At 32.8% G+C, this 15,459-nt stretch carries 20 protein-coding genes; 17 read left to right on the forward strand and 3 right to left on the reverse strand.

Annotated features, from left to right (window positions below; translation table 11 throughout):
* The first annotated feature begins 22 nt into the window (after nucleotides 1-22).
* A complete protein-coding gene (locus CHSO_RS25885) occupies nucleotides 23-187 on the forward strand; it encodes a hypothetical protein (RefSeq protein WP_171817609.1) in 165 nt (54 codons plus the stop codon).
* Nucleotides 188-234: 47 nt separating this feature from the next.
* Complete coding sequence (locus CHSO_RS05700; protein WP_144428857.1) at nucleotides 235-444, forward strand: hypothetical protein; 210 nt, start codon at nucleotides 235-237, stop codon at nucleotides 442-444.
* A gap of 29 nt (nucleotides 445-473) precedes the next feature.
* On the opposite strand, the gene CHSO_RS05705 is transcribed toward CHSO_RS05700, so the two are convergent.
* Nucleotides 474-1,196 carry a helix-turn-helix domain-containing protein gene (locus CHSO_RS05705; protein ID WP_045493405.1) on the reverse strand — a complete coding sequence of 241 codons (723 nt, stop codon included), beginning with the start codon at nucleotides 1,194-1,196 and terminating at the stop codon, nucleotides 474-476.
* 4 nt (nucleotides 1,197-1,200) lie between these two features.
* Nucleotides 1,201-1,698, reverse strand: a complete 498-nt coding sequence (locus CHSO_RS05710; RefSeq protein ID WP_045493408.1) for a hypothetical protein — start codon at nucleotides 1,696-1,698, stop codon at nucleotides 1,201-1,203.
* Nucleotides 1,699-1,964: 266 nt separating this feature from the next.
* On the opposite strand from CHSO_RS05710, the gene CHSO_RS05715 reads away from it, so the two are divergent.
* The 15 genes from CHSO_RS05715 (at nucleotide 1,965) to CHSO_RS05785 (ending at nucleotide 14,512) form a co-directional block, all read left to right on the forward strand.
* The gene (locus tag CHSO_RS05715; RefSeq protein WP_045493411.1) at nucleotides 1,965-2,519 is read left to right on the forward strand and encodes a recombination protein NinG; all 555 of its coding nucleotides are present in this window, start codon (nucleotides 1,965-1,967) and stop codon (nucleotides 2,517-2,519) included.
* 1 nt (nucleotide 2,520) lies between these two features.
* On the forward strand, nucleotides 2,521-2,835 hold the full coding sequence (locus CHSO_RS05720) for a hypothetical protein (RefSeq protein ID WP_045493414.1): 315 nt from the start codon (nucleotides 2,521-2,523) through the stop codon (nucleotides 2,833-2,835).
* Nucleotides 2,836-3,385: 550 nt separating this feature from the next.
* The gene (locus CHSO_RS05725; RefSeq protein ID WP_144428858.1) at nucleotides 3,386-3,589 is read left to right on the forward strand and encodes a hypothetical protein; all 204 of its coding nucleotides are present in this window, start codon (nucleotides 3,386-3,388) and stop codon (nucleotides 3,587-3,589) included.
* Nucleotides 3,590-3,595: 6 nt separating this feature from the next.
* The gene (locus tag CHSO_RS05730; protein ID WP_144428859.1) at nucleotides 3,596-3,931 is read left to right on the forward strand and encodes a hypothetical protein; all 336 of its coding nucleotides are present in this window, start codon (nucleotides 3,596-3,598) and stop codon (nucleotides 3,929-3,931) included.
* A 52-nt stretch (nucleotides 3,932-3,983) separates the two neighbouring features.
* Entirely contained in the window at nucleotides 3,984-4,496 is a 513-nt protein-coding gene (locus CHSO_RS05735; RefSeq protein WP_171817610.1) for a terminase small subunit, read from the forward strand.
* Nucleotides 4,493-5,863: a phage terminase large subunit gene (locus CHSO_RS24900; protein ID WP_052480502.1), complete on the forward strand. Its 1,371-nt coding sequence runs from the start codon at nucleotides 4,493-4,495 to the stop codon at nucleotides 5,861-5,863. Before CHSO_RS05735 ends, CHSO_RS24900 begins: the two co-directional genes overlap by 4 nt.
* On the forward strand, nucleotides 5,844-6,359 hold the full coding sequence (locus CHSO_RS05745) for a hypothetical protein (RefSeq protein WP_144428860.1): 516 nt from the start codon (nucleotides 5,844-5,846) through the stop codon (nucleotides 6,357-6,359). The genes CHSO_RS24900 and CHSO_RS05745 overlap by 20 nt, the downstream gene beginning before the upstream one ends.
* Entirely contained in the window at nucleotides 6,359-6,847 is a 489-nt protein-coding gene (locus CHSO_RS05750) for a hypothetical protein (protein ID WP_045493429.1), read from the forward strand. The genes CHSO_RS05745 and CHSO_RS05750 overlap by 1 nt, the downstream gene beginning before the upstream one ends.
* A gap of 2 nt (nucleotides 6,848-6,849) precedes the next feature.
* Nucleotides 6,850-7,311, forward strand: a complete 462-nt coding sequence (locus CHSO_RS05755) for a hypothetical protein (RefSeq protein WP_045493432.1) — start codon at nucleotides 6,850-6,852, stop codon at nucleotides 7,309-7,311.
* Nucleotides 7,308-8,210 carry a hypothetical protein gene (locus tag CHSO_RS05760; RefSeq protein ID WP_045493443.1) on the forward strand — a complete coding sequence of 301 codons (903 nt, stop codon included), beginning with the start codon at nucleotides 7,308-7,310 and terminating at the stop codon, nucleotides 8,208-8,210. The genes CHSO_RS05755 and CHSO_RS05760 overlap by 4 nt, the downstream gene beginning before the upstream one ends.
* On the forward strand, nucleotides 8,207-10,021 hold the full coding sequence (locus CHSO_RS05765; protein WP_045493445.1) for a hypothetical protein: 1,815 nt from the start codon (nucleotides 8,207-8,209) through the stop codon (nucleotides 10,019-10,021). Before CHSO_RS05760 ends, CHSO_RS05765 begins: the two co-directional genes overlap by 4 nt.
* Complete coding sequence (locus tag CHSO_RS05770) at nucleotides 10,021-10,437, forward strand: hypothetical protein (protein ID WP_045493447.1); 417 nt, start codon at nucleotides 10,021-10,023, stop codon at nucleotides 10,435-10,437. Before CHSO_RS05765 ends, CHSO_RS05770 begins: the two co-directional genes overlap by 1 nt.
* Nucleotides 10,438-10,463: 26 nt before the next feature.
* The gene (locus tag CHSO_RS05775) at nucleotides 10,464-12,899 is read left to right on the forward strand and encodes a hypothetical protein (RefSeq protein WP_045493448.1); all 2,436 of its coding nucleotides are present in this window, start codon (nucleotides 10,464-10,466) and stop codon (nucleotides 12,897-12,899) included.
* Nucleotides 12,900-12,913: 14 nt separating this feature from the next.
* Nucleotides 12,914-14,191: a hypothetical protein gene (locus CHSO_RS05780; RefSeq protein WP_045493450.1), complete on the forward strand. Its 1,278-nt coding sequence runs from the start codon at nucleotides 12,914-12,916 to the stop codon at nucleotides 14,189-14,191.
* 3 nt (nucleotides 14,192-14,194) lie between these two features.
* Nucleotides 14,195-14,512, forward strand: a complete 318-nt coding sequence (locus CHSO_RS05785) for a hypothetical protein (RefSeq protein WP_045493452.1) — start codon at nucleotides 14,195-14,197, stop codon at nucleotides 14,510-14,512.
* Between the two features lie 217 nt (nucleotides 14,513-14,729).
* Here the strand turns inward: CHSO_RS05785 and CHSO_RS05795 are convergent, their stop codons facing one another.
* Nucleotides 14,730-15,452, reverse strand: a complete 723-nt coding sequence (locus CHSO_RS05795; RefSeq protein WP_045493468.1) for a hypothetical protein — start codon at nucleotides 15,450-15,452, stop codon at nucleotides 14,730-14,732.
* Nucleotides 15,453-15,459: the final 7 nt, after the last annotated feature.

Genomic DNA, 15,459 nt, shown 5'->3' on the forward strand with positions numbered 1-15,459 from the left:
TATATTTTCACTATCTTGTAACATGAAGAAAATTGAAAATCAAGGTAGTATCACACATGCAGGTAGAATGAATGAGCGTACAAGAGCTATGGAAGTTCTTGAAAAAGCAAAGCAAACACAAGGTAAAATTACCTTTCTAAGACAAGGTGCAGGAAAGAATTTTAAACCTAAAAATGTGGACGCTTAAAGTTTAATTTTATGTACAAAGTGTAGTATCTTTACTCCATGGAAAACATGGAAGAAATAGAAGCAAAAATTCTGATAAAATTAAGAGAAGATTATAAAAATTGCGGAGGAGCAAATGGCTCTGACATTAATGAGATTGACGAAATTATTAAGCTTCCAATTTCAGAGAGAAATGAGCTGCTTGCTAAAATGGTAAAAGAAAAGAAAATCACTTTCATAAATACCTTGAACGCCCGAAGAATTACTATTCCAAAATAAAACCCCTGAATTAACAGGGGTATTTTATATTAATTTTTTGATAAGTTGTCAGGTCTTCGCCCTAATTCAGTCATAGCTTTTTCAAATGCTAAATTCAAATCTGACTTATTCTCTTTATCTTCAAAAAAGAAATTAACTTTAATTGCTTTTGCTACCTTTATAAATGTTTCTAAAGTCGGCTTATATTTTAAAAGAAATAACCTACTAATAGCACTCTGTTGCATTCCAGTTAATTCAGAAATTTCGTTTTGTGTTAGTTTCTTTTGATCGGCAATTTCTTTTAAAAGTAAGACTAACAACTGCCATTGACTATCATTATTTTGTGGTTCAGGAGTGTAATATCTTTCTGAATGTTTTTTCTGTATTTTAAAGTCAGTTTCAAAAAGGATTTCTTCTGAAAACAAATCAGACCATTTAAGATCATAAACTCTTAAATATTCTTTTTTTAAAGTAATAACCTTTCTATTGCTACCACCTTTGTTTTGGAATCTTAATTCTGAACCATCTTTACGAACTATCAAAAATACTTCAGAGTCCCAATCAGTATGATAGTCTTTCGCGTATTTATAATTAATCATTAGGTCATTAAAATCGCGTAAATCAATTTGTATATCATTATCAAATAGAATACTGTACAAGCAATCATGAGTAACTGGCCTATGATACTCGGTATTGTAAAATTGAGTACCCCTTTTAGATTCTATTCTTGTCGCAATAAAAGCGTTGTCTAAAATTCTTTCTAAGTTTTTCATGATATTAAAGTGCTATAAATTGAGAAACAGATTCTTTTGAATATTTTTTATTAAAAAACTCTTTTTTAAAAGATGATTTTTTCAACCATGCATAATAATCGCCTAGCTTTTTTCCAGCTAATTTAATTCTGTCTAATTCGCTTTGTGAACCTGCTTTATTAGTCGCTAGTTTGTCTTTTGATTCTTGAGCTTTTTGCTTTGATTTTAAAGCTTGTTTTTCATAGTAGCTATTAACATTTTGTGCATACTCTTGAATTTTTTCTAATTCAAAAGCAATTACCCAAAGTTGTTTTTCAGAGAAAGTCGTGTTTGTTGAAGCTATTTTAAAAGCTAAAGTTTCTTTTTTATCAGCATTTACTAATACCTGAATGACTTCTGAAATTTGAGAATCTGCTACTTGTTGGCTGAAAGCTGTTACAAAAGTTCCAATTGATGATACTGTTTGAGAATTAGGGTTCATCCCTTGAATGTAGTTGAAGATGTTTTTTACAGTTGTTGACATGGTAGTTATTGCCGTATTTTACTGTTGCCGCCAGGGTATTAATTTAATGAGTTAGTTATTCTCTCATTTTCTTATTACAAATATAGTACAAATTTGTACTATTATCCAAATTTAAATGAAAAAAAGTTTTATAAAAATCGCAATTTATTTCAATTCTAAATAATTAGGCTAATCAATAAAAAATGTTAGTAAATACTTTAAAAAAAGTTATATGAGGTTTAAAACTAAACATTCGTTTTTGTAACTTTACTATAAAGAAGCTGGGAATGAAGGAGATAAAGTCTAAGAAGTGCGCAGTATGTGGGGATGAATTTATACCATTTAGGTCAACTCAGAAAGTATGTGGAATGAGCTGCGCAATTTCTTTAGGCAAATCAAATATTCAAAAGCAAAACGCTAAAGCTTGGCAGAAAGAGAAGAAGATCAGGAAGGAGAAGTTAAAGACTCACAGGGATTATTTAAACGATTTACAGAAAATATTTAACGAGTTTATCAGAGTTAGAGATAAGGGTAAGCCGTGTGTGAGTTGTGGGTGTATAGTTAATGGAAATGGACACGCCAGCCACTTTTTTGCAGTGGGTTCACATCCTAATGTGAGGTTTAATGAAGACAATGTTCATGTTAGTTGTGTTGAGTGTAATTTACATAGACATGGGAATCTAGCTGAGTATTCTTTAAGGCTTCCAAAGCGAATAGGACAAGAAAGATTTGATATGCTTGTTATAAAGGCTAAACAGTCGTTGTTAAAGCTGTCAATTCCAGAGATAAAAGAAAAGATTGAGTATTACCGTAAAAGGATTAAAGAACTAAAAACAAAATAATATGGGAGTAGATTATTACGCACATTCAGGTATAGGGTTCATGGTTAGAACACCAAAGGAATTTGAAGGTGAAGGAGAATTTGATTTTTTTGGGTATCTAGACGAAGTTCTCCAAGATTCAGGATATGTGTTTTTTGAAACAGGAGAGGGGGCTTACACAGGAGAGGGTAATGACTATTACGTAGCACTGTCTGAATTTCGTCCTGTTAATAATTTGGCCGAAAGAGCTAATGATTTGAAAAACTATTTAATTGAACATGACTTGATCGATCCTACAGATGATTATGATCTTGTAGGAGGTTTGGAAGTGTGCTAGATATTATTAATTGTTGTTGAATTACCAAGCACAGATGATGAGTGCAGAAGGGGTGGATAGTTGGTTGATGAAGGAGGGTGCTTGGTGTTTTTTTAGACTAAGAGTTCTATTTAAATATTGGTTAGCGTTCCATGGGTTAAATGCCTTCAAAAACGCAAACGTGATGCTAGCATAATGGCAATGCTTGTGAGAAACTCAAAACTCTGATAAAGCAAGGGTGATTCAGGTTCAAGTCCTGGCTTTTCCACTAAAATTTTTAAATATGGTGTTGAACGAAAAAGAAGTTGAAGATTTAATTGGCAAACTCAAAGAGAATCCAAAGTTGTATCTGTACGACTATCAGCTGACAGATTTAGTTAGGTATCTTTTAATTAAAATTGAGAAATTGGAGAAAGAAAAAGAAGGGTGAAAACCCCATCGTTCTTTTTTAAATGCCTCGAATTCGAGGGAGATTGATTTAATGCAGTAGGAACTATTTTTTTCATATTAATATTTTGTGATTTGGTGTCCCGCTGCTGTAATAGGTAGCGGGGTTTTTAATTTAGGGAGTATGGAGAAAGAAATTAAAATATTTGCGATAAAATGCAGTGGAAAAACATTCAATAATACTCATATTGGCTTTGTTTATGGTTGTGAGGGTGCTATTAAGAGATACTATAGTAAAATAAACACGAGAAATAAAGATGTACAATTCCATGTATACAAATATGAAGCAAGGTTAATAACTAACGAAGATGTTAATAAATTAAACTAATATTCTATGGCATGTAAATGTAAAGACATATACTTTGGATCTATAGAGAATTTCCTCCAGCAAATAATGGTTGACATTCCTCCACACATGGAAGGTTATAAACAATCAAGGTTAAAGGAGGGATTATCTGACAAAATAAGTATTGATCCATGCATCATAGATGAAATTAAAGAACTATGGAGGCTAGGTATTACAACATACGGTAGCTGTTGTGGGCATAACAAAGCAGAGTCATTCGTAAATGTAGATGAAAAGGATATTGTAAAAATGTTGAGTATTGGATATGTTCAAAACCATCCGGATAAAAGTAGGAAAGACACATTTAGATTAAAATCAGCATAAAGAATGGCAGAGGGAGTTACAGGGAGTGCGGTGAATGAATAAACAAAAAGAAATGGCAAAGAAGAAGATTGAAGATAATGAAGGGAGAATGCCGGACGGAAAGTTTGCGGAGGGAAATGCTATTTCTATAGGCAACGAAGGGGGACGACCATTAAAGTTTGCTAATCCTGCTGAATTAGAGCCTTTATTACATGGATATTTCGAATGGGCAGATCAAAACCCATGGATAAAGAATGATGTAGTAAAAGGAGGGGAGTTTGCAGGAACACCTTTACAAATTCCTACTCAGCGTCCATATACTTTAATTGCGTTATGTCATTACCTTGGAATATCTCTTAATGCTTGGAAAGACTATGAAGCAAGGGCGGAGTTTATTACAGTCACAACATGGGCGAGGGAAAAAATAAACAATCAACAGGTAGAGGGAGCTATGGTTGGTGCATTCAATGCCAATTTAACAGCTAGACTTCAAGGTATATCCGATAAGCAAGAACAAACAGTCAAAAGTGAAATTAAAATCACCGATCCACCTAAATGGGTTGTTGTTGATGCTAGCAAGAAATGAATGTCTTAAAAGAATATTACCCTTTATACACTGAAGATTATTTCATTGCAGATTTATGGGGAGGAAGAGCCGGGGCTAGATCATATGCAATGTCGCAAAGAGCCTTATATAATCTTCTTCATAAAGAGAATTCAAGGGCTTTTTTTTTAAGACAAACACACGCTACTATTTACACCTCATGTTGGCAGGATCTTAAAGATAGAATTGATGAGTATGAAAAGCAACATGGAATTAGTCTCAATGGAATAATTAGTTACTCAGACAATAAGTCAGGTGAGAATTACGCAGAAAACCTTTTAAATGGAAATACATTAGGAACAAAAGGATTTAAGGTTTCATCAGGCAATCAAACAGCTAGTTTAAAGTCGCTAGCAGGAGCAACAGATCTTTATATTGAAGAATATGATGAAGTAGAAAAAGAGGATTTTAATAAGCTTTTATTATCACTAAGAAAAAAAGGAGCAGTTCTTCAAATTTTGAGAGCGTTTAATCCTCCAGAAAAAGATCATCACGTATGGGGAGATTATAAACTTACTAAGGTTTCAAATGATGTTCTTGTTGAAATAGTATTAAAACATACTAACAAAAGTAGAGAAGAAGTTGAACAGATAGTCAAACTGAATAATAAGCCCTACTATCTGGCTGTTCCAAAAAGGAAGAATCATCTTTCACTCCAGAATACTTTCATCAATAATTATGAGAACTTAAATGAGACTGCGATTGAGCAGTATGAAAAGTTTTTAGAAGATGATTTTCATTATTTCTGTACAACTATTTTAGGGTTAATCCCAGACAAAGGAGGCCATTCAGTTTATAATGACTATGATGATATTGAAAACCATTCAGATAGAGTAGTTCAGCCAAACGATGTTTTACATATAGGTATGGACTTTAACGTGACAAACATGAGTGCTATTATTCATGTGCATGAAGGTGATTCTGATTATGCAGTTGCCGAACTAACGGGAATATTTGACACATTCAGTATGTGTGAAAAGATAAAAGAACTTTATGGTGGGCATAGTATTGTAATTTATCCGGATGCCTCAGGCCAAAACCGTAAGACTAGTGGAAAGTCAGACTTTGATATAATAAGACAGTACAAGTATTTGATTAGAACAGGAGTATCAAATCCGGCTGTTAGAGATAGGGTAAATGAAGTTAATACAGCATTTAGAGAACGGAAATACTATGTAAATAGATTTACATGCCCTGTATATTCTGAGTCACTTAAAAAACAAAAGTATAAAAACGGTGAGCCTGACAAGAAAGAGGGATATGACCATACAAACGATGCAGGAGGGTATTACATAACTAAAAAAGGCAAAACAATAAAAATAAATTCAGGTGGGGCAAGAACACGATAGTTTAGAAGTGGTAATTCAAAACGAGGCTTTATTTAAGGCTGTGTATGAATTGATACAGCCTGAAGATACAATGAATGTAGGGAATATATTTAAAGTTTCATTCACTAAAATATATCAATGTTTTGAACTATATAAAGAAGGAAATGTTTTAGAAGCTGTATCATTAGTAACCGGTAATAGTGTAGAAGAATATATAAAATCACCCGCAAATGAGGCGATAAAGTTCATGAAATGGCTGGAGCAAGAAATTGATAAATGTATCCAGGTTATGAATTCAATTCCTTCAGTTCCTAACAACGAAATGTCAGCAGCAGGAATATCAGACCTTGATGAATTTGGTGAATTTAATATTTACTATTCTATTACAAAAAATCCGGTAGAATGGGAACTGATAGGGAATTTGCCATTTGAATTAGTTTTTACAAAAATGAAGATGGATGGTGTTAATTCGGTGATACAGCATAATTATAACGAAATAATAAAAAACAAGAGGTAATGAATATAATCAAACAGTTTGAAGGCCTGGTTAATGGCTGGAATGATGAAGGTAAATGCGGCTACTGTTGGAAATTAATTGGAGCGGGTAGACCAGATCTATTCAATATGTTTACTGATATTGACGAAAACCAATGCTGTATTTATGTAGCACTTTTCAATATAAAGTTTGGAACTCGATATAAAATGGACGATGAAGGCTTTACTCGTAAAACATACTGTTTTAAAAGCTTTGAAGGCTTTATTGGAATTCCAAGTAGACTAGATATTCAATTTTATAATGAATTAGGAAATAACGAGCAAGAAAAGCAAGAATCTAAATGGGATATACTGCATACTATAGAAGAATGTTTAGGATGTGATTTCTTAGAAGTGTTATGTGATTATAATGGGCTGTACCAGCCTGCTGAATTCACCGCTACTCAAAAGATAAACTTTCAGGATACCAATTATGATGGATGGTTAGTAAAAGGACAATATAATTATTGATTATGACAACACTTGAAGTAATAACGGTTGAAGAAATTAAATCGGTGATGAATGAGGTTGTGGAAAAATTCCTAATACCACGATTTAACAAGCTCAATATGAACGCAACAGGTGATTGGCTAGCGGCTGTTGGTGGTGAAGCGGAGCCTAATAGAGGGATTATAATGGGGCTTGATTATACAGAAAAACTTGTTCATGGTCAAGAGCCTACGACTGTTCCAATACCGGATCTTAAGCGTTGGGCTAAAGCTAAGTTTAAACTAAGTGATGCAGCTGCAGCTGTTGCAGCAGTAAGGGTTCAAAAGAAAATTGAGGCAGTTGGGACAACATGGTATGAGCAAGGAGGAAGTAATTTACTTGAGGTCCTTGAAGAGCAAGACACGATAAACTTCGTTAATATGAAATTAGGGCAAATAGCTACACCAAGGATAAAAGAACATTTAATAAGACAAATGATAGAATGACAATAAACGGACTTGAAAATAATTATTATTTAACTCAAAATGATATTTGGGTTTTAATTAATGGGTTTACCGATGTAGTATCAAGGGTTCTTATTGATTTTAAAAACCTATCTACTAACGAGGAGTTAAACGGATTTGATTGTTCATCAAGTCCTAACAACGATTGTACATTTAATGTTTGTTTCCCAATTAGAGCATTAATGCCTGAACTGGATCATATTAATGTTAATACATTACAATCATTTCAGATTAAAATAACAGCAAAATTCAAAAATACAACAGTGCCTGACGAGGTTACGACAATTAATAAATACTTTATTAGAGGTGGCCGTGATAAAGCTGGATCTAATGAGTGGTTTATTAATGACGGAGGGTCTTTGGTGGTTAATAAATGGATTTCTGGAGGAAAAAGTTGGAGTGCTCCAACACCTCCTTTAAAGATAAGTGGGGGAGTATTAACTGAGGATACTGGGATTCAAAGTGTAGTTCAAGAAGAGAAGAAGACTTGTAATGGAATATTGATAAAATATCTTAATTCATTAGGATGTTATCAATATTTTTATTTTGATCGTTATGAACTTAAAAATAAAACTAAGGCATCTAAAACCATAAATCAAATAACGAATAGACTACGAAAGGATAACTTTCAAAATATTGGTTACACCGAAACTAAAATATTAATTCTTTATTCATTTACAGAAAAAGAGTTACAATCAAATTTTGAAGACCTTATTAAAAGTTTGCATATTTTGTATTTTGATCCTAATGGTGTAGATATGGATTCGGCATGGCATTTAATTAAACTTGATGATAATTCGTCAACGTGGAATAATTACGAAAACGCCTTTGAAAATAAAGCAGAATTTACACTTCCTAACTATAGAACAATACAGATATGATAGTTGAATTATGGTATGAAGGTAGACAAATTGATCTATATGAAGGTACGGATATTAATCATACACTTCAGATTAATGATATTGCAGAGGTAAAGGATCGTCAAGCAACATATACTAACACATTTAAAGCGCCAAAAACACCAAATAATGTTATAACACTCGGAGGACTTGGGATTCATTCAAGTAGTTCAAATGTGCCATATATAAAACCGAATGCATTATTAAAAATAGAAGGATTTGATTTTCTTACACAAGCATGGATTCAAGTAAGGTCAACAGATGACGAATACGACATTGCTATTTACTCTGGAATTATAGAGTTCTTTAAAAAGTTTGATAATAAAACGATAGGTGATGAGTTGGCTACAGATCTAGCCGAAATAAATCACAATAAAAATTTAGAAGCAGTTATTAATACACAGAATGATGATACTTTAAAATATTCATATCTATTTGCTGATTTTAATGGTAGAACGCATAGAAAATCTGATCCAAATGTTATTAATATAGATTTTGTCGTTCCAAGTGTTTTAGTGTCTTACTTATTTGATAAAATCCATAGTAAAGAAGGTTATTCATATAGTGGAAGCTTCTTATCCGAAGAAGATTATATCAATTGGTATATATCATATCCTAAGGCTCCAGAAGACGATGGATCAGTTGTTTATTTTGAAGAAATTAAAAATGTGACATTTTCTGAACCAGGCGCAGAAGAATCATTTGGATTTACATTTAATAACGGAGGCGTTCCGGGTATAAAAATATTAGAATCGGGCATCTATAATATTCAAAATATTGGCACAGCAGGACTTAATGAGCCTATTCCTTCGGGGCTAGGTAAATTATCATATAGCTTTTACATTACCGTTAATGGGAATCCGACAAATGGAAAACCTCAGTTGGCTTTAAATGAAAATGATATAATCGAATTTTATTATAAAGTTGATACCGATTGGAATGGAAATGTTGGAATGGGAGTAGTAATAAAAAAATTGGAAGACGTATCATTTACAGGGGAATTTGAAGATTTAAAAATTACTGAATTCCTTAAAGATGTATATAATATTTTAGGATTAACCCCAATTGTAGATAATGAAAATAAACATATAAATTACTTAACTAATCATGAGAGATTCAAAACAGCAGACAACGAAGATTGGTCAAAGTATTTGATAAGTATCGACAAGGAGACATACGTTTTAGGCAATTCTTATGGGCAAAAAAACATTTTCAAATACAAATATAATGACCCAGAAGATAATCAATCTGACGGTTCATTTAGTATAGAAAATAAACATTTAGATGAAGAAAAGACATTGTTTACATCTTTAACATATTCAGTAGAAAAAGAGCTATTATCAAACTTCTATGTAAATGCGACATTAAATTATAAGGCTTCTTATTACAAACTTTACGAAAAAGAGCCACAAGATGGAACAACAGAACTAAAATATAAACCTCTTTCAAAAAGATATTTTTATTTAAGAATGAGAAAGGTAGTTACTCCTGTAGTAATTGGGTCAGATATACAAAACCTTCAGGCTAGCAATAATATCATAAAATTTGGTGAATTTGTAAACTTAGATATGCCTTACATTGTTGGAAAATATTACTTAGACTTTAAAAATATTGTTAATGATATGAAAGTGTGGAATGCCTCATTAAATGTTCCATATCCTAAATTGTTGAACCTTGACTTAACTAAAGTATTTTACTTCAAACAATTACAGTCATATTGTTTTATTAATAAGATTTCCTTTGATGTAAATAAAACAACGGCAGAAATAATTAAAATAAAAAACTTTAAGTAATGGCTGGCATAAGAGATATATTATTAGTAATACAAAACCTTTCTACTGTTACAGATCTAAAATTTGTTGGAGGAACATCGCTTTTTATTCAAGAAAAAACAACAGATATTAATGATGTAGATGTTCTTGTACAAGATATACAAGAGATAAGTAAAGTTTATAATATCATTTTAATTGATGAACCTGTTTACAAGTTTGAAAATAGAAGAAGGGGATATTGTGTACATAACGACGTTATGATTGATGTGTTTATTCAGGAAAATAATGAAGAGACAATACTAGTAGGTACTCGCGCTAAATGCAGTACAATTGATGCTCAGATAGTATTTTTAGAAAAAACATTATCATTAAATCTATTGAGTGAAAAAAGACAAAGCACTATAGCGGAGATACATTATTTAAAATCGATTAGATAATAAAAATTACAAAATGAAGAAGGGATATGGCAGAGAGAATAAATTTAGGACAATTTGATATTGACACTAGACAGATTGACGAAAAAATAGCAAGCAACAGGCAAAAGATAGACGTACTAAAAGATACAATTAAAGATACTCAGTCTAGTATAAAGGATTATCAGAAGCAAATTGCAGATGTATCAAAAGAAATTCAACGGCAAAATACTATCCAGGATAAGGCAAATCAAGATCTGGCAAATGGTGTAATATCACAAGAAGAATACAATCAAATAACTCAGGAGGCATCAAGAGTTATAAGAGATCAAGAGGTCAACCTTGGTAATTTAATTCAAGCTGAAAGAAGACAACAGATCGAGTTGAACTCAATGCAAAATGATGTTAGGTCTTTAACCACAGAAAACAGGCAGCTTAATAGGGCTTTAGAGGCTGGTGCCACTCAAATAAGTTCAAGTCATGGAGAATATGAGCAACTTAAAAAAGATTTAGCAGATGCCAGACAGGTTGCTTACGACTTAGGAGCTGAAATGATGAGGTTGGAAAGATCTGGAGAAACCAACACGGAAAGATATAGGCAACTAAGGCAAGAATGGAGAAGGGCTTCAGATGACGCAAGAGAACTTCATGACCAAATACTTGAGTTAGAAACTCAAACAAATGATTTCAGAAGAAATGTTGGTAATTATACTAATGGTATTAAAGATGCATTCTCGGAAATAGGAGCGGGATTCACAATGCTCTTAACCGGAGGTTTTGCCGCCGGAATGGCAAAGATAAAAGACGGTTTAAAATCTGTAAAAGATGGTTTAATAGCCATTAAACTTGAAATGATGTCCAATCCTTTATTGGCTATTGGTATTGTTTTAGCGGCATTGACTACGGGGTTTATACAAGGGATGCGGGCTGTATTTGAATACAATGCAGAGGTTTCTAAACTTAACAAAGAAATTGAACAACTTACAAATCTTTCAGGTCCTGTTGTTGATAAATTAAGAGAATTCGCTACAGCTACGGAAAAAGTATTTGGTAAAGATTTTAAAGATGGAATTCAGGAAATGAATTCTTTAATGAAAGATTTTAATCTGACTTCGGATGAGGCTTTTAAAATATATCAGGAGGGTCTAGTTAAAGGTGGCGCTGCTAACTCAGAATTTGGAGACAGTATTAGAGAGTATGGAGTTCTTTTTGCTCAAAATGGATATTCTGCACAGGAATTTCTTGATCTATTGAATGCGGGTATTGATCTAGACGTTTACACAGATAAGCTTCCTGATGCAATAAAAGAGGCTGGGCTATCTTTAAATGAACAAACAAAAGCCACACGAGATGCATTAATAAACGCATTTGGGGATACATTTTCAGATGATTTATTAAAAAGGATTAGAACAGGGAAAACAACCATTAAACAAGCTGTTGATGAAATATCAATACAAGCGCAAAAGGTAGGATTAAACACTCAGCAAATTGCACAATTAAATGCTGATGTATTTAAAGGAGCTGGAGAAGATGCGGGCGGTTTAGTTAAAATAATTGATGCTGTAAACTTAGCTAATAGTAAAGAGACTAAAACATTAACAGATAGCCAGAAGGCTACAATTGAACTTTCTAATGCTACGGTAGAACTTGAAAAAGCCAAAACGGAAGCTTTCAAATCTGATGTCATTACTGGATTTACAAAAGGGATAGAGCTCTCATGGATTAAAATTAAAACAGTATTCGTCCAATTAGCCGGAGGGCTTGTGGACATTGTTCTTTGGTTTGATAAACTAACAGGGACTTCTGCTTTAGCTAAAGCTGTATTTGAAGAACTAGTTAAATATGGAAATGTACTAATTGATGCGTTAGAACCATTGAAAGGTTTATTTAATGATTTATTGGATGCGATAGGTATTAACACTGATAAAACTGGGGGATGGATAAAAGCTATTATGCAAACCTTGAACCCTTTAAACCTAATAAAGGGAGCTATAGTTTTATTATCAGCTGCTGTAAAAGGATTTGGAACAATTATTGAAAACAGCCGAGTTCTTATAACAACATTTGCATTAACCGCTAAGAGTCTATTTAACCAAGTAATTAGTGTAGCTCAAGACCTTAAGAATCTTGATTTCTCTTCTGCTTTGAATAAATTAAAATCCTTTTCTATTTCTAATGAACTTTCAAAAGCGAGAAAAGAAGCGGAAAAAATAGTCGCTTTAAATAAACAAAAACCTGCTAAGGAAGAAGAAGACACGACAAGATTTGATACCAAAATTAAAAAAATAACAAAGAAACAGGAGCTTCAGCAGATGCTGCGGCAAAAGCAGCCGCAGATAGGCAAAAACTTCTCGACAAGCAACAAAAAGAAGCTGAAGCAGCTAGATCAAAAGCCGAAAAGGCAGCTGAAGCAGCGGCCAAGCAAGACCTTGCTAACGCAAAAGAAAGAGCAAATATCGCAATTCAAGCCACGCAGGCAGAATTAGCTGAGTATATTGCAATGAATGCTGAAAAACTTAAATCTGATAAAAGGCTTACTCAGGCAAGAGTTAATGAAATTCAAAAATACCTTGATGATGTTCGTGAAAAAATGCTTAAAGCTAATGAACAGGAGCGTGAGCAAAAGCTAAAATCTCTTGATGAACAATTAGCCGCTGTAAAGGGTAATAGCGAACAAGAGCTAGGTCAGAAAAAAAATCTTGAAGCACAAAAAGAGGTTGTTCGTAAAGAATACGATACGAAGGAAATTCAAATCGTTAATGATGTTTATGAGAAAAGGAAGGAATTAGACAAGAATTACGAAAAGCAAAAAGAGGAAACAAGAAACTTAGCTAGAGCTTTAGAATATGAAAGACAGATTTCTGATTTAGAAAAAAATGGGTATACAGAGTTTGAAATTCAAAAGCTTCAACTAGATCAACAAGTAGAGCAAAGGCTAACAAGTTTCTTAGAAGAAAATGAGCTAAAAAGACAATTAGATCAAGAAAATTATGATATAAACTCTGAAATAGAAGCTCAAAGAAGAGAATTAGAAAATCAGATTGCTTTAGAACAAGATGAAGTGAAAAAGCAGAATTTACAAAATCAGCTTAATTCACTAGTAAATATTGAACAAGACGCGGCAAACAAAAGAAAAGCTATTGAAAAGGCTACGCAAGTTGCAAAACTAGACGCTTTCGCAAGTGCTTTTGGCTCTATCAAAACATTAGTAGGCGAAGGAACAGCAGACGGTAAAGCAGCAGCTATTGCAGAAACTACTATAAACACTTACAAAGCCGCCCAGGCAGCGTACGCGGCTGGAGCATCTTTAGGAGGGCCGCTAGGTGCAGTAATGGGACCGATATTAGCAGGTCTTGCTGTTGCATCTGGTTTAAAAAATGTCGCTAAAATTGCAGGTATAGATGCTAGTCCAAAAGCTGCAGACGGAATGTTAATTGGTCCTTCACATTCTCAAGGAGGTATTTCAATTAAAACACCAGGAGGAATGATTGAAGCTGAAGGAGGCGAGGTAATAATAAATAAAAAAAGTTCAGCAATGTACCGAGGTGTTTTGTCACATATTAATCAATTAGGCGGAGGTGTTAAGTTTGCTGCAGGCGGAGTATTGGGAAATATAAGCAGCTTGCCAACTGTTCAAAATACTATAAAACAAAATACAGTAATAACATTAGACGAAGCAGCAGTTATGGACATTGCTCAAGCGGTTTATGCTGGTAGTCAATCCGGAATAGTTGATTTATCAAATAATAGAGAAATTCAAAACGGAGCAAATTTTTAAGATATGAAGGAGGCATTTAAAAGGTTTTGTGAAAGCCTTAAAAAACAAGAAGATGTAAATATTATAAGAGATACTAAAGCAATTGCTGCTGGAATTGCAAATTTTAAAACAAATAATGAAACAGCTAAAAGATATGCAATAGAAAGATTTGAAAAACATTGTAAAAGTTGTAAATTTAGTATCGAAGAGCCTATAGCAGAATTACGTGTTGAAGATAAACATATTCCGGAATTATCCGGTAAAACATGTGGAGAATGTGGGTGTATTTTATCGTATAAATTAAGACAATCAGTAAAGAAATGCAGCAGATGGGAACAGTAAAGGAAGCAGTACTGAATAACAGAAACTTATTCTATAAATTAAATAAGTGCGGAATCAAGAATATTGAGACCGCACTAGATTATCTTTCTATTTATGAGCAATATGAGAATCAAAAACATATTGATTCAAGCATGGAACGGAAAAAAGTAGTTGCTACATTTTGTAAAGTGACTGTTAGGACTGTAGAAATAGCTTTGCATACTATGAAAAGAGCTATTTAGTTATTTTTGTATCTTAAATAGTAATAAGAATTAGACGTTTTATTAATATCAATGTATACATTTTTATTATCTTTAGGATTTAGGAAGTACCATCTTGCCCAAGAAGCATCATTCGGGTCTGATGACTGAACTAATTTAAATCTTTCTAAATTATAAGACATAAATTTGTCACTATTATTAAATTGACTTTCACTACTGGAAAGGAGAACTTGCCATAATCCAGTATTTCCAAAAAAATATTTTAAACTCCAATTGCCATTTCTAAATTCTAATACGCTATTTGTTGTTGAAACAAGATTCCAACCAGGTACATTACTAATTATTTCATTTGCAGAACTATCCCATCTAATATAAGGAACATCAGGAATATCAGTCACCATAGGATTAACTATGATATTTGCATTTATTGAATTGTTCTTATTATCTTTTACTGTAATTAAGGCATTTCCAATCATTGTTGAATAAAATTTACCTTGATTATCTAGATGCCCAATGTCCGAATTTGATATTGTCCAACTAAAATCACTATTTTTCAAAACAACACCATTAGTTTTTAGTTCAAAATTTATTGTTTTTTTTACACCTGTTACATTAACAGACGCAGGACTTAATTGGGAATTTTCCAAAGTAGGATCAATATATGGAGTTGTACTTATATTGTCACTATTATCAGAACATGAAACAATGATCGACAAGACAATTATTAGTAATTTCTTCATGGTGCAA

Origin of the sequence: Chryseobacterium sp. StRB126, from assembly GCF_000829375.1 — a bacterium.
Taxonomy (GTDB): domain Bacteria; phylum Bacteroidota; class Bacteroidia; order Flavobacteriales; family Weeksellaceae; genus Chryseobacterium.

What these genes read in the sequence shown, in the direction of transcription:
- CHSO_RS05700 (WP_144428857.1), top strand. Translation starts at nt 235, where the DNA reads ATGGAAGAAATAGAAGCAAAAATTCTGATAAAATTAAGAGAAGATTAT.
- CHSO_RS05780 (WP_045493450.1), top strand. Translation starts at nt 12,914, where the DNA reads ATGAATGCTGAAAAACTTAAATCTGATAAAAGGCTTACTCAGGCAAGA.
- CHSO_RS05725 (WP_144428858.1), top strand. Translation starts at nt 3,386, where the DNA reads ATGGAGAAAGAAATTAAAATATTTGCGATAAAATGCAGTGGAAAAACA.
- CHSO_RS05710 (WP_045493408.1), bottom strand. Translation starts at nt 1,698, where the DNA reads ATGTCAACAACTGTAAAAAACATCTTCAACTACATTCAAGGGATGAAC.
- CHSO_RS05765 (WP_045493445.1), top strand. Translation starts at nt 8,207, where the DNA reads ATGATAGTTGAATTATGGTATGAAGGTAGACAAATTGATCTATATGAA.
- CHSO_RS25885 (WP_171817609.1), top strand. Translation starts at nt 23, where the DNA reads ATGAAGAAAATTGAAAATCAAGGTAGTATCACACATGCAGGTAGAATG.
- CHSO_RS24900 (WP_052480502.1), top strand. Translation starts at nt 4,493, where the DNA reads ATGAATGTCTTAAAAGAATATTACCCTTTATACACTGAAGATTATTTC.
- CHSO_RS05750 (WP_045493429.1), top strand. Translation starts at nt 6,359, where the DNA reads ATGAATATAATCAAACAGTTTGAAGGCCTGGTTAATGGCTGGAATGAT.
- CHSO_RS05795 (WP_045493468.1), bottom strand. Translation starts at nt 15,452, where the DNA reads ATGAAGAAATTACTAATAATTGTCTTGTCGATCATTGTTTCATGTTCT.
- CHSO_RS05715 (WP_045493411.1), top strand. Translation starts at nt 1,965, where the DNA reads ATGAAGGAGATAAAGTCTAAGAAGTGCGCAGTATGTGGGGATGAATTT.
- CHSO_RS05705 (WP_045493405.1), bottom strand. Translation starts at nt 1,196, where the DNA reads ATGAAAAACTTAGAAAGAATTTTAGACAACGCTTTTATTGCGACAAGA.
- CHSO_RS05735 (WP_171817610.1), top strand. Translation starts at nt 3,984, where the DNA reads ATGGCAAAGAAGAAGATTGAAGATAATGAAGGGAGAATGCCGGACGGA.
- CHSO_RS05760 (WP_045493443.1), top strand. Translation starts at nt 7,308, where the DNA reads ATGACAATAAACGGACTTGAAAATAATTATTATTTAACTCAAAATGAT.
- CHSO_RS05755 (WP_045493432.1), top strand. Translation starts at nt 6,850, where the DNA reads ATGACAACACTTGAAGTAATAACGGTTGAAGAAATTAAATCGGTGATG.
- CHSO_RS05785 (WP_045493452.1), top strand. Translation starts at nt 14,195, where the DNA reads ATGAAGGAGGCATTTAAAAGGTTTTGTGAAAGCCTTAAAAAACAAGAA.
- CHSO_RS05775 (WP_045493448.1), top strand. Translation starts at nt 10,464, where the DNA reads ATGGCAGAGAGAATAAATTTAGGACAATTTGATATTGACACTAGACAG.
- CHSO_RS05770 (WP_045493447.1), top strand. Translation starts at nt 10,021, where the DNA reads ATGGCTGGCATAAGAGATATATTATTAGTAATACAAAACCTTTCTACT.
- CHSO_RS05730 (WP_144428859.1), top strand. Translation starts at nt 3,596, where the DNA reads ATGGCATGTAAATGTAAAGACATATACTTTGGATCTATAGAGAATTTC.
- CHSO_RS05720 (WP_045493414.1), top strand. Translation starts at nt 2,521, where the DNA reads ATGGGAGTAGATTATTACGCACATTCAGGTATAGGGTTCATGGTTAGA.